The sequence below is a fragment of the Ruegeria sp. AF7 genome, assembly GCF_056541885.1.
Window position 1 is genome coordinate 22,497 of sequence record NZ_JBQFYX010000010.1, and the last position, 22,278, is coordinate 44,774.

29 protein-coding genes and 3 tRNA genes are annotated in these 22,278 nt (G+C 58.6%); 20 read left to right on the forward strand and 12 right to left on the reverse strand.

The window, feature by feature from the left end; translation table 11 throughout:
- Positions 1-27: 27 nt before the first annotated feature.
- On the reverse strand, positions 28-891 hold the full coding sequence (locus ACR0AP_RS14960; RefSeq protein WP_209505774.1) for an MBL fold metallo-hydrolase: 864 nt from the start codon (positions 889-891) through the stop codon (positions 28-30).
- Positions 892-1,135: 244 nt separating this feature from the next.
- Between ACR0AP_RS14960 and ACR0AP_RS14965 the strand changes: the two genes are divergently transcribed.
- Complete coding sequence (locus ACR0AP_RS14965) at positions 1,136-1,351, forward strand: hypothetical protein (RefSeq protein WP_209505776.1); 216 nt, start codon at positions 1,136-1,138, stop codon at positions 1,349-1,351.
- Positions 1,352-1,360: 9 nt separating this feature from the next.
- Here the strand turns inward: ACR0AP_RS14965 and ACR0AP_RS14970 are convergent, their stop codons facing one another.
- Both ACR0AP_RS14970 and ACR0AP_RS14975 read right to left on the reverse strand, forming a co-directional pair.
- Complete coding sequence (locus tag ACR0AP_RS14970; protein WP_209505778.1) at positions 1,361-1,579, reverse strand: hypothetical protein; 219 nt, start codon at positions 1,577-1,579, stop codon at positions 1,361-1,363.
- A complete protein-coding gene (locus ACR0AP_RS14975) occupies positions 1,572-1,808 on the reverse strand; it encodes a hypothetical protein (protein WP_480507461.1) in 237 nt (78 codons plus the stop codon). Before ACR0AP_RS14975 ends, ACR0AP_RS14970 begins: the two co-directional genes overlap by 8 nt.
- Positions 1,809-1,825: 17 nt before the next feature.
- Between ACR0AP_RS14975 and ACR0AP_RS14980 the strand changes: the two genes are divergently transcribed.
- On the forward strand, positions 1,826-2,089 hold the full coding sequence (locus ACR0AP_RS14980; RefSeq protein WP_209505782.1) for a DUF2312 domain-containing protein: 264 nt from the start codon (positions 1,826-1,828) through the stop codon (positions 2,087-2,089).
- A 272-nt stretch (positions 2,090-2,361) separates the two neighbouring features.
- Here the strand turns inward: ACR0AP_RS14980 and ACR0AP_RS14985 are convergent.
- Positions 2,362-2,436: transfer RNA gene (locus ACR0AP_RS14985), tRNA-Thr, on the reverse strand.
- 83 nt (positions 2,437-2,519) lie between these two features.
- Between ACR0AP_RS14985 and ACR0AP_RS14990 the strand changes: the two genes are divergently transcribed.
- The 10 genes from ACR0AP_RS14990 to ACR0AP_RS15035 all read left to right on the forward strand — a co-directional run bounded on the left by ACR0AP_RS14990 (position 2,520) and on the right by ACR0AP_RS15035 (position 9,167).
- Positions 2,520-2,675: a hypothetical protein gene (locus tag ACR0AP_RS14990; protein WP_209505784.1), complete on the forward strand. Its 156-nt coding sequence runs from the start codon at positions 2,520-2,522 to the stop codon at positions 2,673-2,675.
- Positions 2,676-2,681: 6 nt separating this feature from the next.
- Positions 2,682-3,950 (forward strand): UDP-N-acetylglucosamine 1-carboxyvinyltransferase, encoded by a 1,269-nt coding sequence (gene murA / locus ACR0AP_RS14995; RefSeq protein ID WP_480507463.1) that lies wholly within the window; start codon positions 2,682-2,684, stop codon positions 3,948-3,950.
- A complete protein-coding gene (locus ACR0AP_RS15000) occupies positions 3,947-4,423 on the forward strand; it encodes a DUF2948 family protein (RefSeq protein ID WP_480507465.1) in 477 nt (158 codons plus the stop codon). Before murA ends, ACR0AP_RS15000 begins: the two co-directional genes overlap by 4 nt.
- A complete protein-coding gene (locus tag ACR0AP_RS15005; protein ID WP_480507467.1) occupies positions 4,424-4,945 on the forward strand; it encodes a GNAT family N-acetyltransferase in 522 nt (173 codons plus the stop codon).
- Between the two features lie 61 nt (positions 4,946-5,006).
- Positions 5,007-6,308: a histidinol dehydrogenase gene (gene hisD / locus ACR0AP_RS15010; RefSeq protein ID WP_480507469.1), complete on the forward strand. Its 1,302-nt coding sequence runs from the start codon at positions 5,007-5,009 to the stop codon at positions 6,306-6,308.
- Positions 6,309-6,406: 98 nt separating this feature from the next.
- On the forward strand, positions 6,407-6,886 hold the full coding sequence (locus ACR0AP_RS15015) for a UPF0262 family protein (RefSeq protein WP_171722821.1): 480 nt from the start codon (positions 6,407-6,409) through the stop codon (positions 6,884-6,886).
- Positions 6,887-6,889: 3 nt separating this feature from the next.
- Positions 6,890-7,348, forward strand: a complete 459-nt coding sequence (locus ACR0AP_RS15020; protein WP_209505795.1) for an arsenate-mycothiol transferase ArsC — start codon at positions 6,890-6,892, stop codon at positions 7,346-7,348.
- Positions 7,345-7,743, forward strand: a complete 399-nt coding sequence (locus ACR0AP_RS15025; RefSeq protein WP_480488382.1) for a ketosteroid isomerase-related protein — start codon at positions 7,345-7,347, stop codon at positions 7,741-7,743. Before ACR0AP_RS15020 ends, ACR0AP_RS15025 begins: the two co-directional genes overlap by 4 nt.
- Positions 7,736-8,329, forward strand: coding sequence for a GNAT family N-acetyltransferase (locus ACR0AP_RS15030; protein ID WP_480507471.1), 594 nt, complete (start codon positions 7,736-7,738; stop codon positions 8,327-8,329). Before ACR0AP_RS15025 ends, ACR0AP_RS15030 begins: the two co-directional genes overlap by 8 nt.
- 226 nt (positions 8,330-8,555) lie before the next feature.
- A complete protein-coding gene (locus ACR0AP_RS15035; RefSeq protein WP_480507473.1) occupies positions 8,556-9,167 on the forward strand; it encodes a hypothetical protein in 612 nt (203 codons plus the stop codon).
- Here ACR0AP_RS15035 and ACR0AP_RS15040 read toward each other — a convergent pair.
- The gene (locus ACR0AP_RS15040; RefSeq protein ID WP_480507475.1) at positions 9,140-9,868 is read right to left on the reverse strand and encodes a biosynthetic peptidoglycan transglycosylase; all 729 of its coding nucleotides are present in this window, start codon (positions 9,866-9,868) and stop codon (positions 9,140-9,142) included. The two genes, ACR0AP_RS15035 and ACR0AP_RS15040, sit on opposite strands and share 28 nt — an antisense overlap.
- Positions 9,869-10,308: 440 nt before the next feature.
- Between ACR0AP_RS15040 and ACR0AP_RS15045 the strand changes: the two genes are divergently transcribed.
- The 6 genes from ACR0AP_RS15045 to ACR0AP_RS15070 all read left to right on the forward strand — a co-directional run bounded on the left by ACR0AP_RS15045 (position 10,309) and on the right by ACR0AP_RS15070 (position 13,436).
- Complete coding sequence (locus tag ACR0AP_RS15045) at positions 10,309-11,184, forward strand: carbon-nitrogen hydrolase family protein (protein ID WP_480507477.1); 876 nt, start codon at positions 10,309-10,311, stop codon at positions 11,182-11,184.
- A gap of 91 nt (positions 11,185-11,275) precedes the next feature.
- A complete protein-coding gene (gene infA / locus ACR0AP_RS15050; RefSeq protein ID WP_005978431.1) occupies positions 11,276-11,494 on the forward strand; it encodes a translation initiation factor IF-1 in 219 nt (72 codons plus the stop codon).
- Between the two features lie 11 nt (positions 11,495-11,505).
- Positions 11,506-12,084 (forward strand): Maf family protein, encoded by a 579-nt coding sequence (locus tag ACR0AP_RS15055; protein ID WP_480507479.1) that lies wholly within the window; start codon positions 11,506-11,508, stop codon positions 12,082-12,084.
- A complete protein-coding gene (locus ACR0AP_RS15060; protein ID WP_480507481.1) occupies positions 12,081-13,103 on the forward strand; it encodes a ribonuclease E/G in 1,023 nt (340 codons plus the stop codon). The genes ACR0AP_RS15055 and ACR0AP_RS15060 overlap by 4 nt, the downstream gene beginning before the upstream one ends.
- A complete protein-coding gene (locus ACR0AP_RS15065; protein WP_480488370.1) occupies positions 13,100-13,282 on the forward strand; it encodes a DNA gyrase inhibitor YacG in 183 nt (60 codons plus the stop codon). The genes ACR0AP_RS15060 and ACR0AP_RS15065 overlap by 4 nt, the downstream gene beginning before the upstream one ends.
- Positions 13,283-13,361: 79 nt before the next feature.
- Positions 13,362-13,436: transfer RNA gene (locus tag ACR0AP_RS15070), tRNA-Phe, on the forward strand.
- Between the two features lie 311 nt (positions 13,437-13,747).
- On the opposite strand, the gene ACR0AP_RS15075 is transcribed toward ACR0AP_RS15070, so the two are convergent.
- From ACR0AP_RS15075 to ACR0AP_RS15090, 4 genes are read right to left on the reverse strand one after another with little or no spacing between them, the layout of a single operon-like run.
- Positions 13,748-14,776: an ACP S-malonyltransferase gene (locus tag ACR0AP_RS15075; protein ID WP_480507593.1), complete on the reverse strand. Its 1,029-nt coding sequence runs from the start codon at positions 14,774-14,776 to the stop codon at positions 13,748-13,750.
- A 5-nt stretch (positions 14,777-14,781) separates the two neighbouring features.
- Positions 14,782-16,971, reverse strand: coding sequence for a dehydrogenase E1 component subunit alpha/beta (locus ACR0AP_RS15080; protein WP_480507483.1), 2,190 nt, complete (start codon positions 16,969-16,971; stop codon positions 14,782-14,784).
- Between the two features lie 11 nt (positions 16,972-16,982).
- Positions 16,983-18,185 carry an acyl-CoA dehydrogenase gene (locus ACR0AP_RS15085; RefSeq protein ID WP_209508024.1) on the reverse strand — a complete coding sequence of 401 codons (1,203 nt, stop codon included), beginning with the start codon at positions 18,183-18,185 and terminating at the stop codon, positions 16,983-16,985.
- Positions 18,182-19,354 (reverse strand): pyridoxal phosphate-dependent aminotransferase, encoded by a 1,173-nt coding sequence (locus ACR0AP_RS15090; protein WP_480507485.1) that lies wholly within the window; start codon positions 19,352-19,354, stop codon positions 18,182-18,184. The genes ACR0AP_RS15085 and ACR0AP_RS15090 overlap by 4 nt, the downstream gene beginning before the upstream one ends.
- A 101-nt stretch (positions 19,355-19,455) precedes the next feature.
- On the opposite strand from ACR0AP_RS15090, the gene ACR0AP_RS15095 reads away from it, so the two are divergent.
- Complete coding sequence (locus ACR0AP_RS15095; protein ID WP_480507487.1) at positions 19,456-20,352, forward strand: LysR substrate-binding domain-containing protein; 897 nt, start codon at positions 19,456-19,458, stop codon at positions 20,350-20,352.
- Between the two features lie 22 nt (positions 20,353-20,374).
- On the opposite strand, the gene ACR0AP_RS15100 is transcribed toward ACR0AP_RS15095, so the two are convergent.
- Complete coding sequence (locus ACR0AP_RS15100; RefSeq protein WP_480507489.1) at positions 20,375-21,244, reverse strand: hypothetical protein; 870 nt, start codon at positions 21,242-21,244, stop codon at positions 20,375-20,377.
- Positions 21,245-21,425: 181 nt separating this feature from the next.
- On the opposite strand from ACR0AP_RS15100, the gene ACR0AP_RS15105 reads away from it, so the two are divergent.
- Positions 21,426-21,501, forward strand: a tRNA-Thr gene (locus tag ACR0AP_RS15105).
- 88 nt (positions 21,502-21,589) lie between these two features.
- Here ACR0AP_RS15105 and ACR0AP_RS15110 read toward each other — a convergent pair.
- A complete protein-coding gene (locus ACR0AP_RS15110; protein ID WP_480507491.1) occupies positions 21,590-21,940 on the reverse strand; it encodes a hypothetical protein in 351 nt (116 codons plus the stop codon).
- Positions 21,937-22,218, reverse strand: a complete 282-nt coding sequence (locus ACR0AP_RS15115; protein WP_480507493.1) for a hypothetical protein — start codon at positions 22,216-22,218, stop codon at positions 21,937-21,939. The genes ACR0AP_RS15110 and ACR0AP_RS15115 overlap by 4 nt, the downstream gene beginning before the upstream one ends.
- Positions 22,219-22,278: the final 60 nt, after the last annotated feature.

Sequence of the window (22,278 nt, forward strand, 5' to 3'; positions counted from 1 at the left end):
TTCCCTTTGTGATTTGTTGTGCCCGCGTCACAGCTTGTTGACCGGCAGTTTCAGGAAAACATCGCCCTGTTCATCCGCCGGAGGCATCTGACCGGCCCGCATGTTGACCTGCAAAGACGGCAGGATCAGGCGCGGCATGGCCAGCGTGGCGTCCCGCGCGTCGCGCATTTCCACGAAGTCTTCGATGCTGCGCCCCTGTCCGATATGGACGTTCAGCGCCTTCTGCTCACCCACCGTCGTCTCCCACGCGTATTCGTCGCGGCCCGGAGCCTTGTAATCATGCCCGACATAGATGCGGGTGTTGTCCGGCAGCGACAGTATCTTCTGGATCGACTGGAACAGCGTAGCCGACGATCCTCCGGGGAAATCACAACGTGCGGTACCAAAATCGGGCATGAACAGTGTGTCACCGACAAATGCGGCGTCGCCAATCACATAGGTCATGCAAGCCGGTGTGTGACCCGGCGTATGCAGCACGTCGCCCCGCATCTGGCCGATGTGAAAACTGTCGCCTTCCTTGAACAGCGCATCAAACTGGCTGCCATCGCGCTGAAACTCGGTTCCTTCGTTGAAAACCTTGCCGAACGTGTCCTGCACGGTGACGATCTGATCGCCAATCCCGATCTTGCCGCCCAGCTCCTGTTGCAGATAGGGGGCCGCCGACAGGTGGTCGGCATGGACATGGCTTTCCAGAATCCACTCGACCTTAAGGTCCTGCGCGCGCACAAAATCGATGATCTTGTCCGCCGAGGTTGTCGACGTCCGCCCCGAGGCATGGTCGAAATCCAGTACGCTGTCGATGATGGCACAGGCCCGTCCCTGAGGTTCATGAACCACGTAGGAAACCGTAAAGGTCTGCTCGTCAAAAAACGCTTTCACTTTCGGTGTCATGATCTTCTCCGTTTCGGTCTCGCATATCATATATGTGAATTGGAATGTGATGCAATATCGAACCTGAATTTGATGCCGGTCAAAGCAACCGCTGTAATTCTGGCTTAATCTTTAACCTATCCGCGTCAGATTGCCGAAACTTCGACCATGGCAGGCAATTTCCCGCACAAGGCTACGATATTATCTGCGGGTCGTAATCCCGTTACGTATATTGGGGATACTGGCGCCACTTGGGAGGATGGTTATGACACCGACTGGTCTTTATTCCGAAGCCGAGCAGCTTGAACGTAAGCTTGTGAACGCGGGTCTGGAAACGCGTTTGGCGCTTCAACCGAGTGTGAGTAAGATTGTTGACCGGATGCGGCAGCAGGGGATGGAGGTGCCTTCGCGCCTGCGTCGTCTGGATGCGGCCTTGTGCGAAGATGCGATTGAAGCGCAGTTTGATAACTTGCCGGTGTGAACCGGATGGTCATCCAAGGGAAATCCCGAGGATGACCAGCATCAATCCAAGCACCGACAGAAACAGCGAGGCCAGGTTCCAGGGCAAGACCCCCTGAACCACCGCGCGCAGCTCGTCATCCGACAGACCGGCCTTGCGCGCCCGCATCACGCGAAGAATGCACCAGACCAGACCGGCAAGCCCGGCCACAGACAGGGCTGCACCGCCCCAGGTGATGAATTCAAACATGGTTCCCCCCATATCCTCGTGACCTGATCACGCGCTTAACGGATCGGTTGGGGTCATACAAGTGCGCCAGCCCATTGGGTGCTTGCGACCCGGGCGGCAGCACTGTATCCGGCATTCCACACCAGGGTTTCAGCCTCTGGGACAGGCGTGTTTCGAAGGTGCCCCCGATGATCGGGCCACCGCCGTTCACCGCCAGCCGCAGGCTGACCTCTTCTGGTTGCAGGTCCATAACCGGGAACAAAAAAGATGAGCATGTCTGAAGAAGCAGAAGCAAATTACAAGGTCACCGCGGGCGAGCTGCGCCAGTTTGTGGAACGTATCGAGCGCCTGGAGATGGAAAAGAAAGACATCGCCGACCAGATCAAAGAGGTCTACGCCGAAAGCAAGTCGCGCGGCTATGACGTAAAGGCCCTGCGCAGCATCATCTCGCTCAGAAAAAGGGACAAGGATGACATCGCCGAGCAAGAGGCCGTCATCGAAATGTACAAAGAAGCGCTGGGCATGACCTAAGCCCGACCGTCACGAAACGATCTATGGCTCAGGAATGGGTTCAATGCCCTGAAAGAGCCGCTGGCCCAAGGGATGCAACGGGCGCGCGCAGCGGCTCCCCTTGCCAAGCGCATGGTACTACCACGCGCAGCGCTCGACGCCTCCGGGCTGTATCGAACCGCCCATAAACCAAACGCGCACCACAAAAGTCTCTGACACGCCAATAGCCAAAGACGCCGGAACACCCAAACCCTTCCGGATAAAAGCGCGCTTTTTCGCAGGAATATGAAGGATGGTGCTGCTGGAGAGAATTGAACTCTCGACCTCTCCCTTACCAAGGGAGTGCTCTACCTCTGAGCTACAGCAGCGCTGTGGGCGGGTGATTAGACTCAAACGAAACGCGGCGCAAGGGTGTCTGGACGGTTTTTTTCGCCTCCTGTAGAGAAAGATCATGACGGATAAAAATTCACCCAAAAAACAAGGTAAACCCGGCGATGCGCGCGAGGCGCGGCTGAAGGCGGCGCTCAAGGCCAACATGGCGCGTCGCAAGGCGCAGGCCAAGGCGCGCGCGGCCGCGGGGGACAAGCCTGACAAGGACGAGGGATAAGAGCAGATGGATTCGATTCTGGTAACGGGCAACGGCCCGCTGAACGGTCAGATACCGATTGCGGGGGCCAAGAATGCGTGCCTGACGCTGATGCCCGCAACATTGTTAAGCGAAGAACCGCTGACGCTGACCAATGCGCCGCGGCTAAGCGACATCAAGACCATGACCGCGCTGCTGCAATCGCTGGGGGCCGAGGTGTCGTCGTTGCAAGACGGTCAGGTGATTGCAATGTCCAGCCACAGCCTGACCAGCCAGACCGCCGATTATGACATCGTACGCAAGATGCGCGCCTCGAACCTTGTGCTGGGTCCCTTGCTGGCGCGGTTCGGGCAGGCGGTTGTGTCACTGCCGGGCGGTTGTGCGATCGGCGCCCGTCCGATGGACCTGCATGTCGAAGGGCTCGAGGCGCTGGGCGCCGAGATCGAGCTGAAGGACGGCTATCTGCACGCCAAAGCTCCGGGTGGTCTGAAAGGGGCCGTGCATCAGATGCGCTTTGCCTCGGTCGGGGCCACCGAAAATATCGTCATGGCCGCCACGCTGGCCAAGGGCACCACGGTGCTCAAGAACGCCGCGCGCGAGCCCGAGATCGTCGATCTGGTTGAATGCCTGCGCAAGATGGGGGCGCAGATTTCGGGCGAAGGCACCCCGACCATCGAAATTCAGGGCGTCGACCGGCTGCACGGGGCCACCCATCAGGTTGTCACCGACCGGATCGAGCTGGGCACCTATATGCTGGCCCCGGCGATTTGCGGTGGCGAGGTCGAACTGCTGGGCGGTCGCATGTCACTGGTCGAATCCTTTGCGGCCAAGCTGGATGCGGCAGGCGTCAGCGTTTCGGAAACCGCAGGCGGTCTGAAAGTGGCGCGCAAAAACGGGCGTGTGCGCGCGGTGGATGTGGTGACCGAACCTTTCCCCGGCTTCCCGACCGACCTGCAGGCGCAGATGATGGCGCTGATGTGTACGGCCGAGGGCACCTCGGTTCTCGAAGAACGCATTTTCGAAAACCGCTTCATGCACGCCCCCGAACTGGTGCGCATGGGCGCGCAGATCGAGGTGCATGGCGGCACCGCCACGGTGACCGGGGTCGAGCGTCTGAAAGGCGCGCCGGTGATGGCGACCGACCTGCGGGCTTCGGTCTCGCTGATCCTTGCCGGATTGGCGGCAGAAGGGGAAACAACGGTCAGCCGGGTCTATCATCTGGACCGCGGATATGAACATGTGGTGCGCAAGCTGGAAGGTGTGGGCGCAAAGATTGAACGGATCAAGGGCCAATGACAGACGCAAGTTTTGAAGACGGGCGCGAGGCGCCGCTAAATCTTGGGGCCGAGGATGCAGATGACCTTCAGGTGATCTCGACCCTCGCGCAAGATGCCGTGTTTCCGGTGACCGAGATGAAGTGGCAACCGGCGCAGCGCCGCTTTGGCTTGCTGCTGAACCGCTTTCGCTGGGAAGACAAGGATGCCGCCGCCCGCCGCGACCGCCCGTTTGAACGGGTGCAGTCGGTGCTGGTCTTCGGTTCGGTTCTCTCGGTGTCCAGTCAGGGCATTGATCGCGGTGACACCGACATGATCATGTCACTGCTGTCGGTCGTTTTCGAACCCGGCGAGGATGGCGCGGGCCATGTCCTGCTGACGCTGGCCGGTGACGGCGCGATCCGCCTGACGGTCGAGGCGCTGGATGCCACCCTCAAGGACGTCACGCGCCCTTATCAGGCCCCCTCCGGTCAGGCCCCGCATCACCCCGAATAGATGCAGAACAAGCGCGGGATTTCTCAGGCGTTTTCAACGACGCCCGAAGGCATTGCACTGCGCCCCGCCACTGTGTTCGACGTGTTCGACCTCAGCCGGGCTCTGATCCGCTCAATCACGCAGCTCTGCGGGGTCGATCATAAGGGTGACCCACAGGCCATCGCGCAATGGACCGATAACAAGGACCCCGCCACGATCCGGGGCTGGTTCAGGCCCGGATCGCAGATCTGGCTGGCCGAACACCGGGGGCATGTGGCCGCTGCCGGGGGGCTTTTTGAAACCGGGACGGTCACTTTGCTCTATGTTGATCCGGATCATACGGGGCAGGGGGTGGGGCGAGCGCTGCTCAACCGGCTGGAACGGCAACTGGCTGTGTGCGGCTGTGCCGAGGCGCATCTGGATGCCACCAAAACGGCGCACGCATTCTATCTGAAACAGGGGTGGCAACCGGCAGGCCCGCCCGGTGACTGGCATGGCATCCCGCAATACCCGATGCGCAAATCGCTGCACCCCGGTGACTGAGGGTTGAGGCGGCGCGCTCCGGGCGATATGTCCCAATGCGCAACGCCCGGAGTGCCAGATCATGCCCGTTTTCCTTGATACCAAATCGCCCGACTTCGAACCCGCCTTCCGGACCCTGCTCTCGGCCAAGCGCGAGGACAGCCCGGATGTGGATGCGGTCGTGGCGCAGATCATCGACGATGTGCGCAACCGGGGCGATGCGGCGGTGATCGAACTGACGGCCAAATTCGATCGGCTGACGCTGACGCCTGAAACACTGGCCTTCAGCGCACAGGAGATCGCGGATGCGGTAGCGCTGGTCGGGGCCGAAGATCGCACAGCGCTGGAACTGGCTGCTTCCCGTATCCGGGCCTATCACGAAAGGCAATTGCCCGAGGATCAGGAATGGACGGATGCAACGGGCGCAACACTCGGCTGGCGCTGGTCTGCCGTCTCGGCCGCGGGGCTTTACGTGCCGGGTGGGCTGGCATCGTACCCGTCATCGGTGCTGATGAACGCCATCCCGGCCAAAGTGGCCGGTGTGGAACGGCTGGCAATCGTGGTGCCCACGCCCGACGGGCAGGTGAACCCGCTGGTGCTGCTGGCGGCACAGCTGTCGGGTGTGGACGAGGTCTATCGCATCGGCGGCGCGCAGGCCGTGGCGGCGCTGGCCTATGGTACCGACACCATCGCACCGGTCGACAAGATCACCGGGCCGGGCAACGCCTTTGTCGCCGCCGCCAAGCGGCGCGTCTTTGGCAAGGTCGGCATCGACATGATCGCGGGCCCCTCGGAGATTCTGGTCATCGCCGACAAGGACAACGACCCCGACTGGATCGCGCTGGACCTGCTCAGCCAGGCCGAACATGACGAAAGCGCGCAGTCGATCCTGATCACTGACGACGCGGCATTCGGCCAGTCCGTCGCGCAGGCGGTCGAAAAACGGCTGGAAACCCTGCAACGCCGCGCCATCGCCGGGGCCAGCTGGCGTGACTACGGCGCGGTGATCACCGTGCGCAACCTGGACGAGGCCGCCGCCCTGTCCAACCGCATTGCCCCGGAACATCTGGAACTTTGCGTGGCCGACCCGCGCGCGCTGAGCGAAAAAACCATCCACGCCGGAGCCATCTTTCTGGGTCAGTACACACCCGAAGCCATCGGCGACTACGTCGGCGGTCCCAACCACGTGTTGCCCACCGCCCGCTCGGCACGGTTTTCGTCTGGCCTCAGCGTGATGGATTTCCTCAAACGCACCACGCTTAGTCAGATGACTCCCGAAGCCCTGCGTGCCATCGGCCCTGCTGCCGAACAGCTGGCGCAATCGGAAAGCCTCGAGGCGCATGGCCTCTCGGTCACCGCGCGCCTGAACCGCCTGAATGGCTGAAATGACGCAAAGACCGGGCGCATATGGCGTTTCTGTGCGTTGCCCGTTGAATATCATTGTTATAGGTCTGTGCTGACGCAAGGAATGTGACTGTAAAGATGACCCGCATCTCGCATATCGAACTGGATGATAGAAATCTGCCGCCGCCCACGCCCGAGATCGAGCAGGAGCGCAAGGTCGCCATCTATGATCTGCTGGAAGAAAACAGCTTCTCGCTGCCCAAACGCGACGACCGCGTTGTGCCCGAAGGCCCCTATCGCCTCCAGCTTTCGATCCGCGACAAACGGCTTGTCTTCGACATTGAAACCGAGGCCAACGAAAAAGCGGCCGAGTTTCACCTGTCGCTCGGTCCCTTCCGGCAGGTGGTCAAGGATTACTTCCAGATCTGCGAAAGCTATTTCGATGCGGTGAAATCGCTGCCGCCCAGCCAGATCGAAACCATCGACATGGCCCGCCGGGGTATCCACAACGAAGGCAGTCGCGTGTTGCAGGAACGGCTGGAAGGCAAGGCAGATGTCGACACCGACACCGCCCGTCGCCTGTTCACGCTGATCTGCGTTCTGCATTTTGGGGGCTGACGCGTGAAGCCTCTGCCGCAGTCGGTCTTGTTCTGTTGCGACCACAACGCGGTTCGGTCCCCGATGGCTGAGGGGCTGATGAAGAAATTCTATGGCACCGGCACCTATGTCCAGTCCGCCGGTGTGCATAACGATCTGGAAATTGACGGCTTCAGCATCGCGGTCTGCCACGAGGTCGGCGTGGAACTGTCCCGCCACCGCTCGCGCTCCTTCGACGAGATGCAGGAATGGGGCGATGACCTCAGCTCGTTCGATCTGGTCGTGGCGCTTTCACCCGCCAGCCAGCGTCAGGCGCTGGAACTGACCCGTGTTTTTCACCTCGATGTCGATTATTGGCCAATAATGGACCCTACCGGGATGGGCGAGACCCGCGAACAAAAGCTACATCACTACCGACAGACCCGCGACCAGATCATTCAGCATCTGAAAGACCGCTGGGGCGAACCAACGGAGGGGACATGAACCAGACCGTCAAAACCTATTTCGATGCCTTCAACGCCGGTGACGTCGATGGCATGCTGGCCTGCCTGTCCGATGACGTGGCCCATCACGTGAACGAAGGCCAGATTCGCGTCGGCAAGGACAAGTTCGCCGCCTTTTGCGCCCATATGAACCGCTGCTACCGCGAAAACCTGACCGACATCGTTGTGTTCGAGGCTCAGGGCGGCACCCGCGCCGCGGCCGAGTTCATCGTCAACGGCACCTATCTGGAAACCGACGAGGGCCTGCCCGACGCGCACGGCCAGACCTATCGCCTGCCTGCCGGATCGTTCTTTGATCTCAGGGACGGCAAGATCACCCGCGTCACCACCTTCTACAACCTTGCAGACTGGACCAAACAGGTCTCGAATGGCTGACGTCAGTGACGTCCGCCCCCTGACCGGAGCGGCACTCGGGGCCGCTCTGGACGATGTCGCCCGCCTGCGGATCCGGGTGTTTCACGCCTGGCCCTATCTCTATGACGGCGATCTGGAATACGAACGCAAATACCTGCAATCCTACCGCGACAGCGACAAGGCCATCGTGGTCGGCGCCTTCGATGGCGACCGCCTGATCGGCGCCTCGACCGGCGCGCCGCTGACCGACCACGCCGACGATTTCGCCGCGGCCTTCGCAGACACCGGGCTGGACCTGTCGCAGATCTTCTATTGCGCTGAATCCGTCTTGCTGCCCGACTATCGCGGGCAGGGCGTCGGCCACAAATTCTTCGACACGCGCGAGGGGCACGCCCGCGCTCTGGGCTTTGCCAGATGCGCCTTTTGCAGCGTGCAACGCCCCACCGACCACCCCCTGCGCCCCGACCACTACCGCCCGCTGGATACCTTCTGGCGCGCCCGCGGATACAAGCCCTTACCCGGCGCAATCGCCCAATTCTCGTGGAAAGATATCGGGGAAGAGGGAGAAACGCTGAAGCCGTTGCAGTTCTGGATCAGGGATTTGTAGGGTTCGGGTTGGGGGGCGGTGGAGCAGGGTTTTCTGTGTGTTGCAAGAAGTGAGGCCACAAAGCCGAACTTCGCTGCTCTAGCTGTACTCCGCACTACTAGCGGCAGTTTTGCGCAACAAATCCGTTTTTGCAAAGTGCAAGTACTCAGCCTGATTAAACAGTCAGTAGCCATCGCCTAAAAAAGCAAATAGTTTTCTGCTGATTGAGCAAACGCAGTGTGAGAAAATGATTCCTCAAACAGTACTTATTGGTCTAGTTGTTGCCATTGTAGGGTATGTCCTTCAGCAGAGATCATGGCGCCACAACAAAATGGAAGAGGTTCGGCAGAGGGAGTTCGACGCCTGCATGGAGATCATTGAGTCCTTGGCTCGCGCTTTCGACAAAAGGATTTCAGCAACATCAGAGTTCATCGCCCATGTGAATCGTGGAGACGTCACTACCGATGAACTGCAAGACTTTCGCACTAGCGTCCGGGATTGGATGCACGAGTTTTCAACTTTTAAATCAAAAATTTACCACTATTTCGGCAAGGAGAAGATGCTTGAGTTTGAGAACTCGGTGCATTCTTCATTGCGAGATGTCAGTGATACTTTACTGCGAACGTATCGCCTTGGAATGGAGAACTTGAGCGCACAGCATTTAGAGGAACACAAGTCTTGCTCCAAAAAATTAGATGTCTCTAGGTATAGAGCCTATCGATTTTTGGCGGAACTAAACGAGATGACTGCCAATGAAGAGACGGGTAGAATTGCGCTGTACAACAATATCGATGTTGGAAGTCTTGACCTGATATCCCGGACTTATCTCGTTCAAAGACTTTTCGGCATGCGGTCATAAGCATTGAGAGCCACGCTCATCCTATAGCTGATACGTGAAGCCCACCAAGGCGCATGGCCCCTTGCAAGACTGATAATCCGATCAGGGTCTGAAAAAGGATAACCGGGAGTATTGTGGTAAACTTCCCAAACGGATCGAGGGAAAGGTAAAGGAAGTAGACTTGCGACAAATGCCGCTTGCTTTGCATCCAAGTCAGAGGCTCGAACGCCGAATGTCTTCTGTGAGGTGACCTCACAACCCTCCATCTTAAATCCAAGGTATGCGTTGTGTATGTAATAATCGAAAATACGCCTCTTAGAGACGTGTAAATTGAGAAAGACTGCAAGCAAGATTTCATTCAGCTTTCTCGAAAGTGATCTTTCATATCTTTTCAGAGAAATACGAACTACTTGTTGGTCAATCGTGCTCATGCCGTTCAGCGACCCGCGCGTAACAAGGCGTTTTAGGGCTCGCAGAAGAGACCTAAATTCAAACCCGTTATGTGAAAAGAAGCGACGATCTTCGAGGTAGAGCGTTGCGACTTCAAAATTTGTTAGTGTGGGTTCTTGCCTAGAAATAGAGTGCTGAAATATCCATCCGAAATTGTCATTGAACTCTATATCTCTCTTCACGCGATCAAGATCCCGATTGAGATTAAGTAGGTATCTCTTGAGGCCTAAGGTGCTCTTAGGGGAGTAAAGTTGTGCAGGTTTGATTTTCATCGTGTGCCGAACAGACTCAATTTAAGTGGTTCCATATGGTTCGCACACCAGCCGGAAAATGCAAAGACATCAATTATTCCTTATTTTCTTATACTTTGCTCGATAGAGGAAGGTTAAACACTCATCCTGTCTGCCCGGTACAAACTGTTCCATTGCTGGTGAGACATGCCCGTTGAAGACTGCGGGAAATGGCTTGTTCGACCTCCTCTACTCCTTTCATAGTCGCCCCTCATGGCCGCGTTTCGGTGTTTGCAATGCGTGGCTGTGAACTTCCGGATTGGGCTGGCAGCGGCCCAATGCAGTCGCCGCAGACGGATTACAAAGCAATGGCCGATAAGGGCTCTTTTCCCCCTCCTTCCCCCCCAGAACCAGATTGAACTGTACACGCGGCGGCTCTCACGGTTTAGTGCCACGACACATCGGCTCAAGGGACTCCATCAATGAAAGTCGCAACCGCAGCGTATGATCTCGACTGGCTCGACAGCTGGGCGCAGTACGAGGACAAGCTGGACCGTTGGGTTGCCGAGGCCGCCGGGCAGGGGGCCGGGCTGCTGGTGTTTCCCGAATACGGCGCGATGGAGGTGTCGACACTCGATGGTGCCGAGGTGGCGGGTGATCTCGAACGCTCGATCCGCGCGGTTTCCGACCGGTTCGAGGATGTACAAAATTTGCACTCGCGCCTAGCAAGCGCGTACAAAACGTACATTCTGGGCGCATCGGCCCCGGTTGTGGATGGGTCCGGTCGCCCGGTGAACCGCGCCGCGTTCTACGCCCCGGACGGTGGCCGCGACCATCAGGACAAGCAGATCATGACCCGCTTTGAACGCGAGGACTGGGACATTGCGCCGGGTGGTCCACTCAGGCTGTTCGACACCGCGCTGGGTAAAATCGGTGTTCTGATCTGCTATGACAGCGAGTTTCCCCTGCTGGGCCGCGCACTCAGCGATGCGGATATGATCCTTGTACCGTCCTGCACCGAAGCGCTGTCAGGGTATTGGCGTGTTCGCATCGGGGCAATGTCAAGAGCATTGGAAAATCAATGTGTTACAGTCATGTCATCCCTGGTCGGAGCCAACGGCTGGTCCGTAGCTGTGGACATGAACACCGGCATGGGCGGCGTTTTCGGCCCGCCGGACAAGGGGTTTCCGGCCACCGGGGTGCTGGCCGAGGGCACTCTGAACCAACCCGGATGGACCTATGCGGATGTCGACCTGTCCGCCATCGCCGCGGTCCGCGCCGATGGCCACGTGCTGAACCGGACCCATTGGCCAGAGCAGGACGCCCGAGTCGAAACGGTCACATTATCCGCCCTTTAGATGAATCCGCCCTTGAAATAAGGGAAAAATAGGCTCATTTAAGCGCACATCCCCGCAGATTCTGCGGGCGCAACCTAATGATGGAGACAACATGGCCAAGGAAGATACGCTCGAATTTCCCGGTGTCGTGAAGGAACTCCTGCCTAATGCGACGTTTCGGGTCGAGCTGGAAAACGGCCATGAAATCATCGCACATACGGCAGGAAAGATGCGCAAGAACCGCATCCGTGTTCTGGCCGGCGACAAGGTTCAGGTCGAGATGACCCCCTATGATCTGACCAAGGGTCGGATCAACTACCGCTTCAAATAACGCCTGCCGAGGTGGCGTTTATCCTGGGATCAGGCAGCCCAAGGCGGCTGGACCTGCTGGCGCAGCTTGGCGTGCAGCCCGACGCCATCCGCCCCCCTGATATCGATGAAACACCACTGAAAGGTGAGCTGCCGGTTCCGTATTGCAGTCGCATTACGCGTGAAAAAGTAAAGGCAGTTCAATCGGATAGCGATGACATCACGCTTTGCGCGGACACGACAGTTGCACTGGGGCGGCGTATTCTGGGTAAGCCCGAAGATGAGGGTCAGGCCGCAGAGTTCCTGTACGCTCTGTCCGGTCGCCGCCACCGGGTGATCACCTCGGTCGCCGTTCGGCGCGGGGATCGCATCCTGCAACGCGATGTCGTCTCGCAGGTCAAGGTCAAACGCCTGTCTGACGTTGAAATCAACGCTTATCTGGCGACCGGTGATTGGCAGGGCAAAGCCGGGGCCTACGCGATCCAGGGCCCTGCTGGCGCATTCATCCCATGGATTTCGGGCTCGTTCACTGGCATCGTGGGGCTGCCCCTGTCCGAGACCGCCGCCTTGCTGCAAGGGATCGGTTACCCACTATATCGCGAGGCATCATGAAAGGTCGCACCATCGTTCTGGACCATATCCAAGGCCGCGAGGCCGCGGCATTGATGGTCGACGGAAAGCTTGATGATCTCCTGATTGCCGCCGACGCGCCGGCACCCGGCACCATCTATCGTGCCCGCGCCGATCGACCGGTCAAGGGGCAGGGCGGCATGTTCCTGACGACACCAGACGGCCCGGCTTTTCTTCGACAGGTCAAAGGGTTAGCGCCGGGTGCCACGCTTCTGGTGCAGGTGGGCGGATATGCCGAGCCCGGCAAGGCCATCCCTGTAACCAACCGCATCCTGTTCAAAAGCCGCTTTGCCATTGTCACACCCGACGCGCCGGGCCTGAACATCTCGCGCAGCATCAAGGATGAAGACAAGCGCGATCAACTGCTTGAAATCGCGCATGAACAAATGGGCGACAGCCCCTACGGGTTGATCCTCCGCTCCTGCTGCATGGATGCGGATGCCGGTGACATTGCCGACGACATTTCGGCCATGCTTGCGCAAGCTGAACAAGTGATGACGGACGAGGGCTCCGACGTCGAACTGCTCAGCGAAGGTGACAGCCCGCATATCCTCGCTTGGCGCGACTGGACCGATCCTGCCGAGGTTGTGACGAAAACCGGCAGTTTTGAAACCCATAGTGTGCTGGACGCGCTGGATGTCGCCCTTGGTGTTTCCGAGCCTCTCCCCGGAGGCGGATACCTCTATATCGAACCGACCCGCGCGTTGGTGGCCGTTGACGTGAACACAGGCGCGGATACGTCGCTGGCGGCCGGAACAAAAGCCAACTTCGCTTGTGCCAAAGCTTTGCCACGTGCATTGCGTGTGCGCGGGCTGGCAGGGCAGATCACACTGGATCTGGCTCCGATGCCCAAGAAAGACCGCCGAGGGTTCGAATCCGCCCTGCGTGCGGCCTTCAAGTCGGACCCGGACGAGACGATACTGGCGGGATGGACACCTCTGGGGCATTTCGAGTTGCAGCGCAAACGCAGCCGGTTACCTGTCGCAGAGATCCTGAAATGAGCTGTCCGATCTGCGGAGAAGAAACGCAAAAGAAGTTCCGCCCGTTCTGTTCGAAACGCTGCGCAGACATTGATCTGGCCAAGTGGCTGAACGGCTCTTACGCGGTCCCGTCTCAGCGCGAAGACGACCCTGAGTCCGAGGCCGAGGCGGACGAACACAATACAATGCGACCGCACTGAAAAAATGTAAAAAAGCCTCTGGACACTGCCGGTAGCAAGTCATAGAACGCCTCCACCCAACGACAAACGTCGTTCCCGTGCCCGGGTAGCTCAGGGGTAGAGCAGTGGATTGAAAATCCTCGTGTCGGTGGTTCGATTCCGCCCCCGGGCACCATTTGAGCCAAAGAAATGAGCGATGGATATCAAACGCTTCGCGTTCGATGTCTGGGCCTTTGGCTCGTCTGCAAGATGCTTGACCGAAAGAGTCCAGATTTGCGTGAAGGTACCAAATGACCCATAGCATTGGACAACAGGTTGCCGTCTAAAGCCTAGCACTCCGTCATCTTTTTCCGTTCCGGAATCGTGGAATTGAAAAGCAAGGCGCTTGCTCGGGCGGGCTCTGAACAGACGGCTCGGTGCACCAAGTGGAGCGGAATATCCGCGATCGATCGATTTGCGCAGGGCGCACCGCCAGGGTGTGCAAGGTCAGGTCACACGTGTGCGTTGATCCTCGATCCCCATTGAGACCAGCGAAGGGTCTTCGCGTTGGCTGGTCTGAAAGCTTGCTTTGTCCTGCATCTTGTCCCAATTGCTCAGGATCAGGCACTGCGCGACAGCCCCGCCCAGTGTGGTTCCCGGTCCAGTGACGATGAACATGTCGGGTGCAAACTCTTTCGCGGCTTGTGATACGGCCTTTGTGAAATCATAGGTTTCGGTCACCTGATGACCCAACGTGTAGTCCCAAAGCGCGTCCAGATCACAGGCGCCGGGCCACCAGATCTGACCGCGGCCATCTATCATGGGCAAATTGGGTTGCCGGAACAGATCTTCGGCAAGGCGGTTGCGACCGGCTTCGGCAACTGGGCGTTGCAGGTGCGAATGAAACCCTGCGTGGTTGGCCAGCCGCATCGGAAAGCGTTCCTGCACCACAGGCACCTTGTTTTCAAAGGCGGATAACCCAGTCTCATCCCCGGCCAGAACCAGCATTCCGCCCAGATCAATTGACAGGGTGAGGGTCGCGCCGGTGCCGTCGATCTCAGCGACCAGAGCCAGCAGTTCGGCCTTGCGTGCCGGGTTCGGCTGCCAGTCGGCATCCATGAAAGGATAGATCAACTGGCCGCCTATCAGGCTCTGCTGCATGAGTGTTCCCATGGTGTTGACCACCTCGAACCCAGCCTCGGCGGTCAAGGCACCCCCGCAGGCCAGGGCCGAATACCAACCCATCGAGTTTCCGGTCACAGCCACCACGTCGATCTTCTCCGGATCAATGGCACGAAAATCGCCCAGCGTCGCGGAATAGATCAGGGCCGAGGCATTGTCTCCGCGCGTGTGCTTTGCCACGGAATACCGGGGCGCGCCGTCCAGTTCGCTTAGGGTTTCCTGACCCTGCGCGCGGCGCATGTCGTCGAAATGTGCCAGCAGGGCCTTGTCGGTAAAATGCCGGCCGAGAACCCCCAATTCGGGTTTGTTATAGGTGCCGCGTCCCGGACAGATGACAACAGCGGTTTGTTTCACAGACCTCATTTGCCCGTCTCCATCAGGGATCTTGCTGCGGCCTCGATGCTGTCTTTCGATGGCATGGTCGCGGCATAGGCCGGGCCGGTGGCGATAAAGCTGTCTTCGGCGGTAATACGGGCCATCGGCACATCAGTGGTTTCGTGGAAATGGGCCATCAGGGCCTCGGCCACGCCGCCGTGATGCCGGGTTTCATCGACGATCAATATCCGCTTGGCGCCGCTTACGGCGCGGGTCAGCGCGTCTTTGGGCAGCGGCGACAACCAGCGCGTATCAATGATCCGGGTTTTTATCCCGTCGGCCTCAAGCGGTTTGCGCGCCTGATGGCTGAGGTAGACGCCATTGCCAAAGGTTACGATCGCCAGATCGTCGCTGTCGCCATCCACGCCAACCTCGCCGAAACCGATCCTTTCAGATGGGTCGGGGTAGGTGTGCATCCAGCCTGCGTCCCCAGCTTCGTGCAGGTCCCGCATCGGGTAGAGCGCGATGGGTTCCAGAAACACGACCAGCCGCTGTTCTTCCCGGGCCAGCCGCACGCATTCACGCAGCATTCGTGCGGCGTCGGCGCCGTTCGATGGGCAGGCCAGGATCAGCCCCGGAATATCGCGCAGCACCGCGACCGAGTTGTCATTGTGGAAATGCCCGCCAAAACCCTTTTGATACCCCAACCCGGCGATGCGCACGACCATCGGGTTGGTGTACTGACCGTTCGAGAAGAAGGGCAGGGTGGCCGCTTCACCGCGCAACTGGTCTTCGGCGTTGTGAAGATAGGCCAGGAACTGGATTTCCGGCATGGGTGTAAACCCGTTCTGAGCCATCCCGATGGCTAGGCCCAGAATCGACTGTTCGTCCAGCAGCGTGTCGATCATCCGGTCAGGGCCGAAACGGGCCTGAAGCTTTTGCGTCACGCCATAGACACCGCCTTTGCGCCCGACATCTTCGCCCATCATCACGATCTCGCCGTGTTCAAGCATCAGGTCGCTCAGGGCCCAGTTGATCAGGCGTGACATGATCTGGGGTTCAGCATGTGCTTTGAGGTCGCCGCCGAATACCTCAGCCCGATGTTCAGCTGACGGGCCATTGGTCGGGGCACAGGGGCGTGCGGGCGGGATCAGGCTGGCCATCACGTCACCTGCGGTTTTCAGGCGAGGGCGGGTGATCGCCTTGTCGGCGACGCGGGTGACGCGGTCGCAGGTGTCGGTGTATACCTTCAGCGCGTCATCCGGTTGCATCGCACCGGATTGTTCCAGCAGACGGACGGAGTGCAGCAGGGGGTCGTTCGCCTCTTCGGCTTCGACCTCGGATTTTGGCATATAGGTGGTGGGCATATCTGCCCCGGCGTGGCCATACAGGCGCACCGTGCGGATGTGCAGAAATGCGGGCTTCTTGCGGCTGCGGACATAGGCGGCGGCTTCTTGTGCGACACGGTAGGTTTCGAAAATATCGAGCCCGTCGCACGTGAAATACTTCAGTCCCGGTCGATGAGAGAATGTTGCGGCAATCCAGCCTTGTGGTGTCTTGGTCGAAATTCCGATCCCGTTGTCCTCGCAGCAGAACAGCAGTGGCAGGGGAACCGACTGGTAAGACGTCCACTGCGCGGTGTTGAACGCGCCTTGCGCAGTGGAATGGTTGGCCGAGGCATCACCAAAGGAACAGTAGACGATGGCGTCATCCGGCATTTCTGCATGTTCGGGTTTGTGACGGCGGGCTGCCCCGATTGCATAAGCCGCGCCGACAGCTTTGGGCAGGTGGCTGGCAATGGTCGAGGTCTGCGGGGGGATGCAAAGCGCCTTTGACCCCAACACCTTGTGCCGCCCACCGCTGATCGGATCATCAGAGGATGAAGCGAAGGACAACAGAATATCCCATGTTGGGCTCTGCCCCGGCACCTGATCGGACCGGGCGATCTGAAACGCTGCGTCGCGGTAGTGTAGAAAAGCAGGGTCTGTCGGGCGCAGGGCTGCCGCCACCGCGGCCATCCCCTCGTGACCAGAGGAGCCGATGGTATAGAATCCCTGGCCCGCTTTCTGCATTGCCCGGCTTTGGCGGTCCAATGCACGGCTCAGACATTGCGCGCGATATAGCCCGACTGCTTCGGACGCTGTCAGTGGGCCAGACGGCGTCGCGCCAGCGGGAAAATCCCGCGCCGCAACCCGGCGCAGGAAGTTGTCATGCACAATGGTTGCGCGATCCATATTTGTCGTCCTCAGGCGAAGGCTTGCAGGCCCGTTTGCGCGCGACCCAAGATCAAGGCATGAACATCATGCGTGCCTTCATAGGTGTTCACGGTTTCCAGATTCACCATGTGGCGGATCACGTGGAAATCCTGGCTGATGCCATTACCGCCGTGCATGTCACGTGCGTGGCGTGCGACCTCAAGTGCCTTGCCGCAATTGTTGCGCTTGATCAGGCTGATCATTTCCGGCGCTGCGCGGGCTTCGTCCATCAGACGACCCACGCGCAGAGCGGCCTGAAGGCCCAAGGCGATTTCCGTCTGCATGTTCGCAAGCTTCAGCTGGAACAGCTGCGTTTGCGCCAAAGGGCGACCGAACTGTTTTCGGTCCAGACCGTATTGCCGCGCGGCGTGCCAGCAGGCCTCGGCTGCGCCCATCGATCCCCAGGCGATACCGTATCGTGCGCGGTTCAGGCAGCCAAACGGCCCTTTCAGACCTTCGACACCCGGCAACAGAGCATCTTCCCCGACCTCGACATTGTTCATCACGATCTCACCCGTGATCGAGGCGCGCAGCGACAGTTTGCCTTCGATCTTCGGAGCTGAAAGACCGGGTGTACCTTTTTCAAGAACGAAACCCTTGATCTTGCCGTCATGCGCGTCTGATTTGGCCCAGACAACAAACACGTCAGCAATGGGCGCGTTCGAGATCCACATCTTTGACCCGTTGAGGACATAGCCCCCATCAGTCTTTTTCGCGACGGTTTTCATGCCGCCGGGGTCCGAGCCTGCATCGGGCTCGGTCAGGCCAAAGCAGCCAATTGACTCACCGCTGGCCAGTTTCGGAAGGTATTTCCGGCGCTGTTCATCCGTTCCGTAGGCATAGATCGGATACATGACGAGGCTGGACTGCACCGACATCATCGAGCGGTAACCGCTGTCGACCCGTTCCACTTCGCGTGCGACCAGACCGTAAGTGACATAGCTGGCACCGATGCCGCCGAATTCTTCGGGGATAGTCGTGCCCAGAAGGCCCATTTGACCCATCTCGCGAAAGATTTCGGGGTCTGTTTCTTCATTTGCGAAAGCCTGGGTCACACGGGGCAGCAGTTTGTCCTGCGCGTAGGCGTTGGCCGCATCGCGCACCATGCGTTCGTCTTCGGCCAACTGGTCTTCCAGCAGAAAAGGGTCATCCCAAGTGAAAGGGCCAAGCTGGGGGCGGGATTGTGGTTTCATGAGAGTTTCCTTTCTACAGCGGCTTTGAGACGTGCAAGCCCCGCTGCAATTGTATCTTGGGCATAAGCAAAGCTCAGGCGAAAATGTCCGGGCAACCCGAAGGCGCGACCGGGAACCAGAGCGACACCGGCATCTTCCAACATCCAGGTGCAGAAGTCAGCGTCATTTTTGAACGGTCCACCCTGATCCTCAAGCAGTCCGGCGCAGGAAGGAAAGGCGTAGAACGCCCCGTCGGGAGCCGCGCAGCGCAACCCCGGAACCGTGTTCAACCCTGCAACCACCAGATCACGGCGTTCGGAAAAAATGACCCGGCGTTCTTCCAACAGGTCCGGGCTGCCGGTCAGCGCCGCAAGCGAGGCCCATTGTGCAATCGAACAGGCGCCCGATGTAACCTGCCCCTGAACGGCCACCATTGCCTTGATCAACTCGACCGGCCCGATCCCCCAGCCGATGCGCCATCCGGTCATGGACCATGCTTTGGCGACACCGTCGACGATCAACAGACGGTCGGCAAGGTCAGGGGCTGCCTCGGCCACTGAAACAAACGGAGTAAAGCTGAGATGGCGATAAATCTCATCCGCAAGAACCCAGACCTGTGGATGCCGGGACAGAACAGATGCGAGGGCGGCGATCTCATCCTGTGTATAGATTGCCCCCGACGGGTTCGACGGCGTGTTGAGCATCAGCCAGCGCGTGCGCGATGTGATTGCGGCCTCTAACTGTTCCGGCAGAAGCTTGAACCCCTGATCCATCGGGCAAGGCAGAATGACGGGCGTTCCACGCGCCATCCGCACTATGTCAGAATAGCTGGTCCAGTAGGGCGCGGGCATGATGACCTCGTCGCCGGGGTTCAGGCTGGCCAGCATCGCATTGGCAATCACCTGCTTGGCACCGGTGGACACAATGACCTGAGCCACTTCGGCTTTGGCCTGCCGGGCAACTTCGGCGCGCAGGTCGGGCACCCCGGCCGTCGGCGGGTATTTCGTCTTGCCGTCCAGCGCTGCCGCGTGGGCAGCTTCGACCACATGGGGCGGGGTCGGCAGGTCAGGTTCACCGGTCGACAGCGCCAGAACATCGCGCCCTTCCGAACGCAAGCGTGCGGCGGCCTCGGAAATCTGCACGATTTCGGACAATTCGATACCGTTTAGTCGGTTTGCGCGATGGAACACTGTTTATCTTCCTCTGAAGGTGACTGAGGTTCTATCTACAAAGTAACTTGATAAAAATACGCTGTTTTGTATCGTTTCTGTGACTAAAACTCATAAGTGATATGCCCAGAATCAACTCCCTCCCGTCTTTTGCCCTCATGCGCAGCTTCGAGGCTGCCGCACGCCACGAAAGCTATACCATGGCAGCAGAAGAGCTTGGTGTGACGCAGGGCGCGGTTAGCCGTCAGGTGCGTGAACTTGAGGCTGCGCTGGGGGTGACGTTGTTTCGCCGGGTCGGACGTGCCGTTCGCCTGTCGAAGGCAGGTCGCGCTTTGTTTGAAGAACTTGCAGGCGACCTTCAGCGTCTGAACGGTACGATCAATCGTGCGATCGCGGCCGGTGACGGTGCGTCGTTGCTGACCTTGGCTGTCCTGCCCACCTTTGCGACACGGTGGCTGGTGCCCAGACTGCCGGATTTCAAGCACCTGCATCCGGGGATCGAACTGGATCTGCATTCCTACACGACGCCGTTCAGCCTGGAAGAGCGGCGCGTGGACCTTGCCATTCACTTTGGGCACGAAGACTGGCCCGGTGCGCGACTGCGCAAGCTGTTCCCGGAAAAACTTGTTGTAGCGGCTGCGCCCGTGTTGTTGGGCGACCAACGGACGTTCGAGGAACAGCATGTGTTCGATCTGCCGCTGTTGCATCTGACCTCGAGGCCCGGGCTATGGTCCGAGTATCATGCAAGCCTTGGGCTTGACGCCAGAGCGGTTTTTCCAGGGATGCGCTTTGATCAGTTCTCGATGCTGATCGAAGGCGCAGTTGCAGGGCTTGGGGCTGCGATTTTGCCGTCATACCTGATCGAGGCCGAGTTGGCGTCGGGCGCGCTGGTCCAGACCGGGCAATTGGTGAATGCCTCGGGCAGCGCATATTTCATTGCAACGCCGACCGGGCAGAGGAACGAAGCCGTACAAGCATTTGCGGACTGGATCATCCGGCAAACGAAAGGGCATTTGTAAGGGTGCGGACGCGACAGAAGGGTTACAGCATCCGGATGCCCTGCATGGTCTGGATGATTGCCAGATCCTGCTCGTAAAGCTCTGTAAATGCGTCAACGATGTCTGCGTTCCAGCCGGGCAGATCAAGTTCTTCTTCGACCTCATCGGGCCGGGCATAGTCTTCCAAAACCCGCGCAAGGTTTTCGCGTTGAGCGTCCTTGTCGAGGCCGACACCGCCCCGCACGATGTCCAGAACATGCTGTTGACCGGTTTCAGTCAGAAGCGACGACAGCAACGCATATTCATTCACCAGAGGAGCGTCACCGGGCAGGCCCGCCATTGCGCGCGTGATATCCCCCAGAATCAGTGGCAGATGTTCGTTCTTCCACAAAGTGAGCTGCACCTGAGGTGCAAGATCGCGCAGATCTTCGATCATGCTCAACCAGCTCAGGCAACTCAGATCGGTGCTGGTCAGAATCTCCTGCCGGTGATCTTCATGGATCGACATCAGGACCTTGGGTATGAAAAAACCGGGGTTCACCAGACCGACAAATATTTCGACCTGAGCATCGTCCAGCAAGGTCTGCACATAGGCTGTCCGCTGCCCGGCAAAAGGGTAAATCTGTCCATGTTGAAGGGCAGAACGTGTTGGGCCAAAGAACTTGTCATTCGAGAGGATGACACGATCAACATTTGGATCATCCGGAAGAAGGGCGTGCAGCCCGTCCTGTGTTTCTGCATCAGACAAATCCTGAGCAAGGGCATCAGACAGAACCTTGACAAACTGACGTCCGCCGCGCGGTCCCAAGATCGCAGCACGGCAATCCGCCAAGGCCTGCTTGTTTGCCGAAAGCGAGGACAGCACTTGCCCTTCATCGGCGAAAGCGGCCCCGGCATGGATTATTACCTGCATCTTTTGTCCTTTTACCCTCAGGGGCTGTGTCCATCCCATTCTATGTCTTTGCGTCGCATGAAAATCTGCAACGAACCAACCGTGCGGTTTCTGCACTTTCTCAGGAAATCGGGCAATCCCCAAGTTTGAGTTAAAAATGAGGGTTGCAGTCCTCTGTCGGACGAAGTAATCGACTGCCAGTGCCCCTATAGCTCAGCTGGTAGAGCAACTGATTTGTAATCAGTAGGTCCGCGGTTCGAGTCCGTGTGGGGGCACCACTTTAATCCATTTAAATCAATGCGTTGATGGTCGCCCAAGTGGGCAACCAACTTTGTTATTTCTCGTTCTGCAACAACTCTACAACACTCAAGCAGCGCCGTCAGATTCTTCGAGGCGGGCGAGTTCGCGGTAATGGCCGTCTGCATAGCAATAACTGATTCCGTCAAACTGATCGTTCCAGATGCCAGCTAGGAAGCCCGCGTCATAGTGCTTTTGAAGGATGCGCCGTGCCGCTTCTATCTCAGACAGCGCCTGCGCATCCGTCATGCGCTCGGTTTGTGGGCCATCGAACATGTTCTCTTCCCACCATGAATGAGGTTTGCCATCTTCGAAACAAATGAAGTAGTTGCGATGGTCTTCCGTCTGCGCGCTTAGTTCGCGGATTCCGAGATCGCAGTTGGCGACGGCACATGCGAGTTTTTCTGTATCAAATTTCATGCCGCCATCTCCTTGGCAACGAGTTCAGGAAGGCCATCATAAGTTCGTTGCATCTCGCGCAGGTCTTCTGCCATCTGCTCAATCGCTGTAACAGCAAATCCAAATTCTTTACTTGCCATAAGTATCGAGAGTACCTCTCGATCCTCTTGGTTTTGAAGGCACAGCATTTGACCCGCAACCAGCATTTTCTTTGCTTGGAAGGCAATGTCCGTTTCGTCAGGGTGCGTTGAGAGGATCGCAAGTGCGCGAGTTAGGTTGAACGTGTCATTGGAAGTCATGGCGGTTCCTTTCGTTTTGCCAATTGTTTCGCTACGCTCCGTTTGAGCAGCAGCGTGAAA

Excerpts from the sequence above, each read along its gene's own strand:
- ACR0AP_RS15115 (WP_480507493.1), bottom strand. The coding sequence starts at position 22,218 with ATGACTTCCAATGACACGTTCAACCTAACTCGCGCACTTGCGATCCTC.
- ACR0AP_RS14980 (WP_209505782.1), top strand. The coding sequence starts at position 1,826 with ATGAGCATGTCTGAAGAAGCAGAAGCAAATTACAAGGTCACCGCGGGC.
- ACR0AP_RS15100 (WP_480507489.1), bottom strand. The coding sequence starts at position 21,244 with ATGCAGGTAATAATCCATGCCGGGGCCGCTTTCGCCGATGAAGGGCAA.
- ACR0AP_RS14960 (WP_209505774.1), bottom strand. The coding sequence starts at position 891 with ATGACACCGAAAGTGAAAGCGTTTTTTGACGAGCAGACCTTTACGGTT.
- ACR0AP_RS14965 (WP_209505776.1), top strand. The coding sequence starts at position 1,136 with ATGACACCGACTGGTCTTTATTCCGAAGCCGAGCAGCTTGAACGTAAG.
- ACR0AP_RS15035 (WP_480507473.1), top strand. The coding sequence starts at position 8,556 with ATGATTCCTCAAACAGTACTTATTGGTCTAGTTGTTGCCATTGTAGGG.
- ACR0AP_RS15045 (WP_480507477.1), top strand. The coding sequence starts at position 10,309 with ATGAAAGTCGCAACCGCAGCGTATGATCTCGACTGGCTCGACAGCTGG.
- ACR0AP_RS15005 (WP_480507467.1), top strand. The coding sequence starts at position 4,424 with ATGCAGAACAAGCGCGGGATTTCTCAGGCGTTTTCAACGACGCCCGAA.
- ACR0AP_RS15095 (WP_480507487.1), top strand. The coding sequence starts at position 19,456 with ATGCCCAGAATCAACTCCCTCCCGTCTTTTGCCCTCATGCGCAGCTTC.
- hisD (WP_480507469.1), top strand. The coding sequence starts at position 5,007 with ATGCCCGTTTTCCTTGATACCAAATCGCCCGACTTCGAACCCGCCTTC.
- ACR0AP_RS15015 (WP_171722821.1), top strand. The coding sequence starts at position 6,407 with ATGACCCGCATCTCGCATATCGAACTGGATGATAGAAATCTGCCGCCG.
- ACR0AP_RS15110 (WP_480507491.1), bottom strand. The coding sequence starts at position 21,940 with ATGAAATTTGATACAGAAAAACTCGCATGTGCCGTCGCCAACTGCGAT.
- ACR0AP_RS15085 (WP_209508024.1), bottom strand. The coding sequence starts at position 18,185 with ATGAAACCACAATCCCGCCCCCAGCTTGGCCCTTTCACTTGGGATGAC.
- ACR0AP_RS15000 (WP_480507465.1), top strand. The coding sequence starts at position 3,947 with ATGACAGACGCAAGTTTTGAAGACGGGCGCGAGGCGCCGCTAAATCTT.
- ACR0AP_RS15040 (WP_480507475.1), bottom strand. The coding sequence starts at position 9,868 with ATGAAAATCAAACCTGCACAACTTTACTCCCCTAAGAGCACCTTAGGC.
- ACR0AP_RS15060 (WP_480507481.1), top strand. The coding sequence starts at position 12,081 with ATGAAAGGTCGCACCATCGTTCTGGACCATATCCAAGGCCGCGAGGCC.
- ACR0AP_RS15065 (WP_480488370.1), top strand. The coding sequence starts at position 13,100 with ATGAGCTGTCCGATCTGCGGAGAAGAAACGCAAAAGAAGTTCCGCCCG.
- murA (WP_480507463.1), top strand. The coding sequence starts at position 2,682 with ATGGATTCGATTCTGGTAACGGGCAACGGCCCGCTGAACGGTCAGATA.
- ACR0AP_RS14990 (WP_209505784.1), top strand. The coding sequence starts at position 2,520 with ATGACGGATAAAAATTCACCCAAAAAACAAGGTAAACCCGGCGATGCG.
- ACR0AP_RS14970 (WP_209505778.1), bottom strand. The coding sequence starts at position 1,579 with ATGTTTGAATTCATCACCTGGGGCGGTGCAGCCCTGTCTGTGGCCGGG.
- ACR0AP_RS15030 (WP_480507471.1), top strand. The coding sequence starts at position 7,736 with ATGGCTGACGTCAGTGACGTCCGCCCCCTGACCGGAGCGGCACTCGGG.
- infA (WP_005978431.1), top strand. The coding sequence starts at position 11,276 with ATGGCCAAGGAAGATACGCTCGAATTTCCCGGTGTCGTGAAGGAACTC.
- ACR0AP_RS15025 (WP_480488382.1), top strand. The coding sequence starts at position 7,345 with ATGAACCAGACCGTCAAAACCTATTTCGATGCCTTCAACGCCGGTGAC.
- ACR0AP_RS14975 (WP_480507461.1), bottom strand. The coding sequence starts at position 1,808 with ATGGACCTGCAACCAGAAGAGGTCAGCCTGCGGCTGGCGGTGAACGGC.
- ACR0AP_RS15080 (WP_480507483.1), bottom strand. The coding sequence starts at position 16,971 with ATGGATCGCGCAACCATTGTGCATGACAACTTCCTGCGCCGGGTTGCG.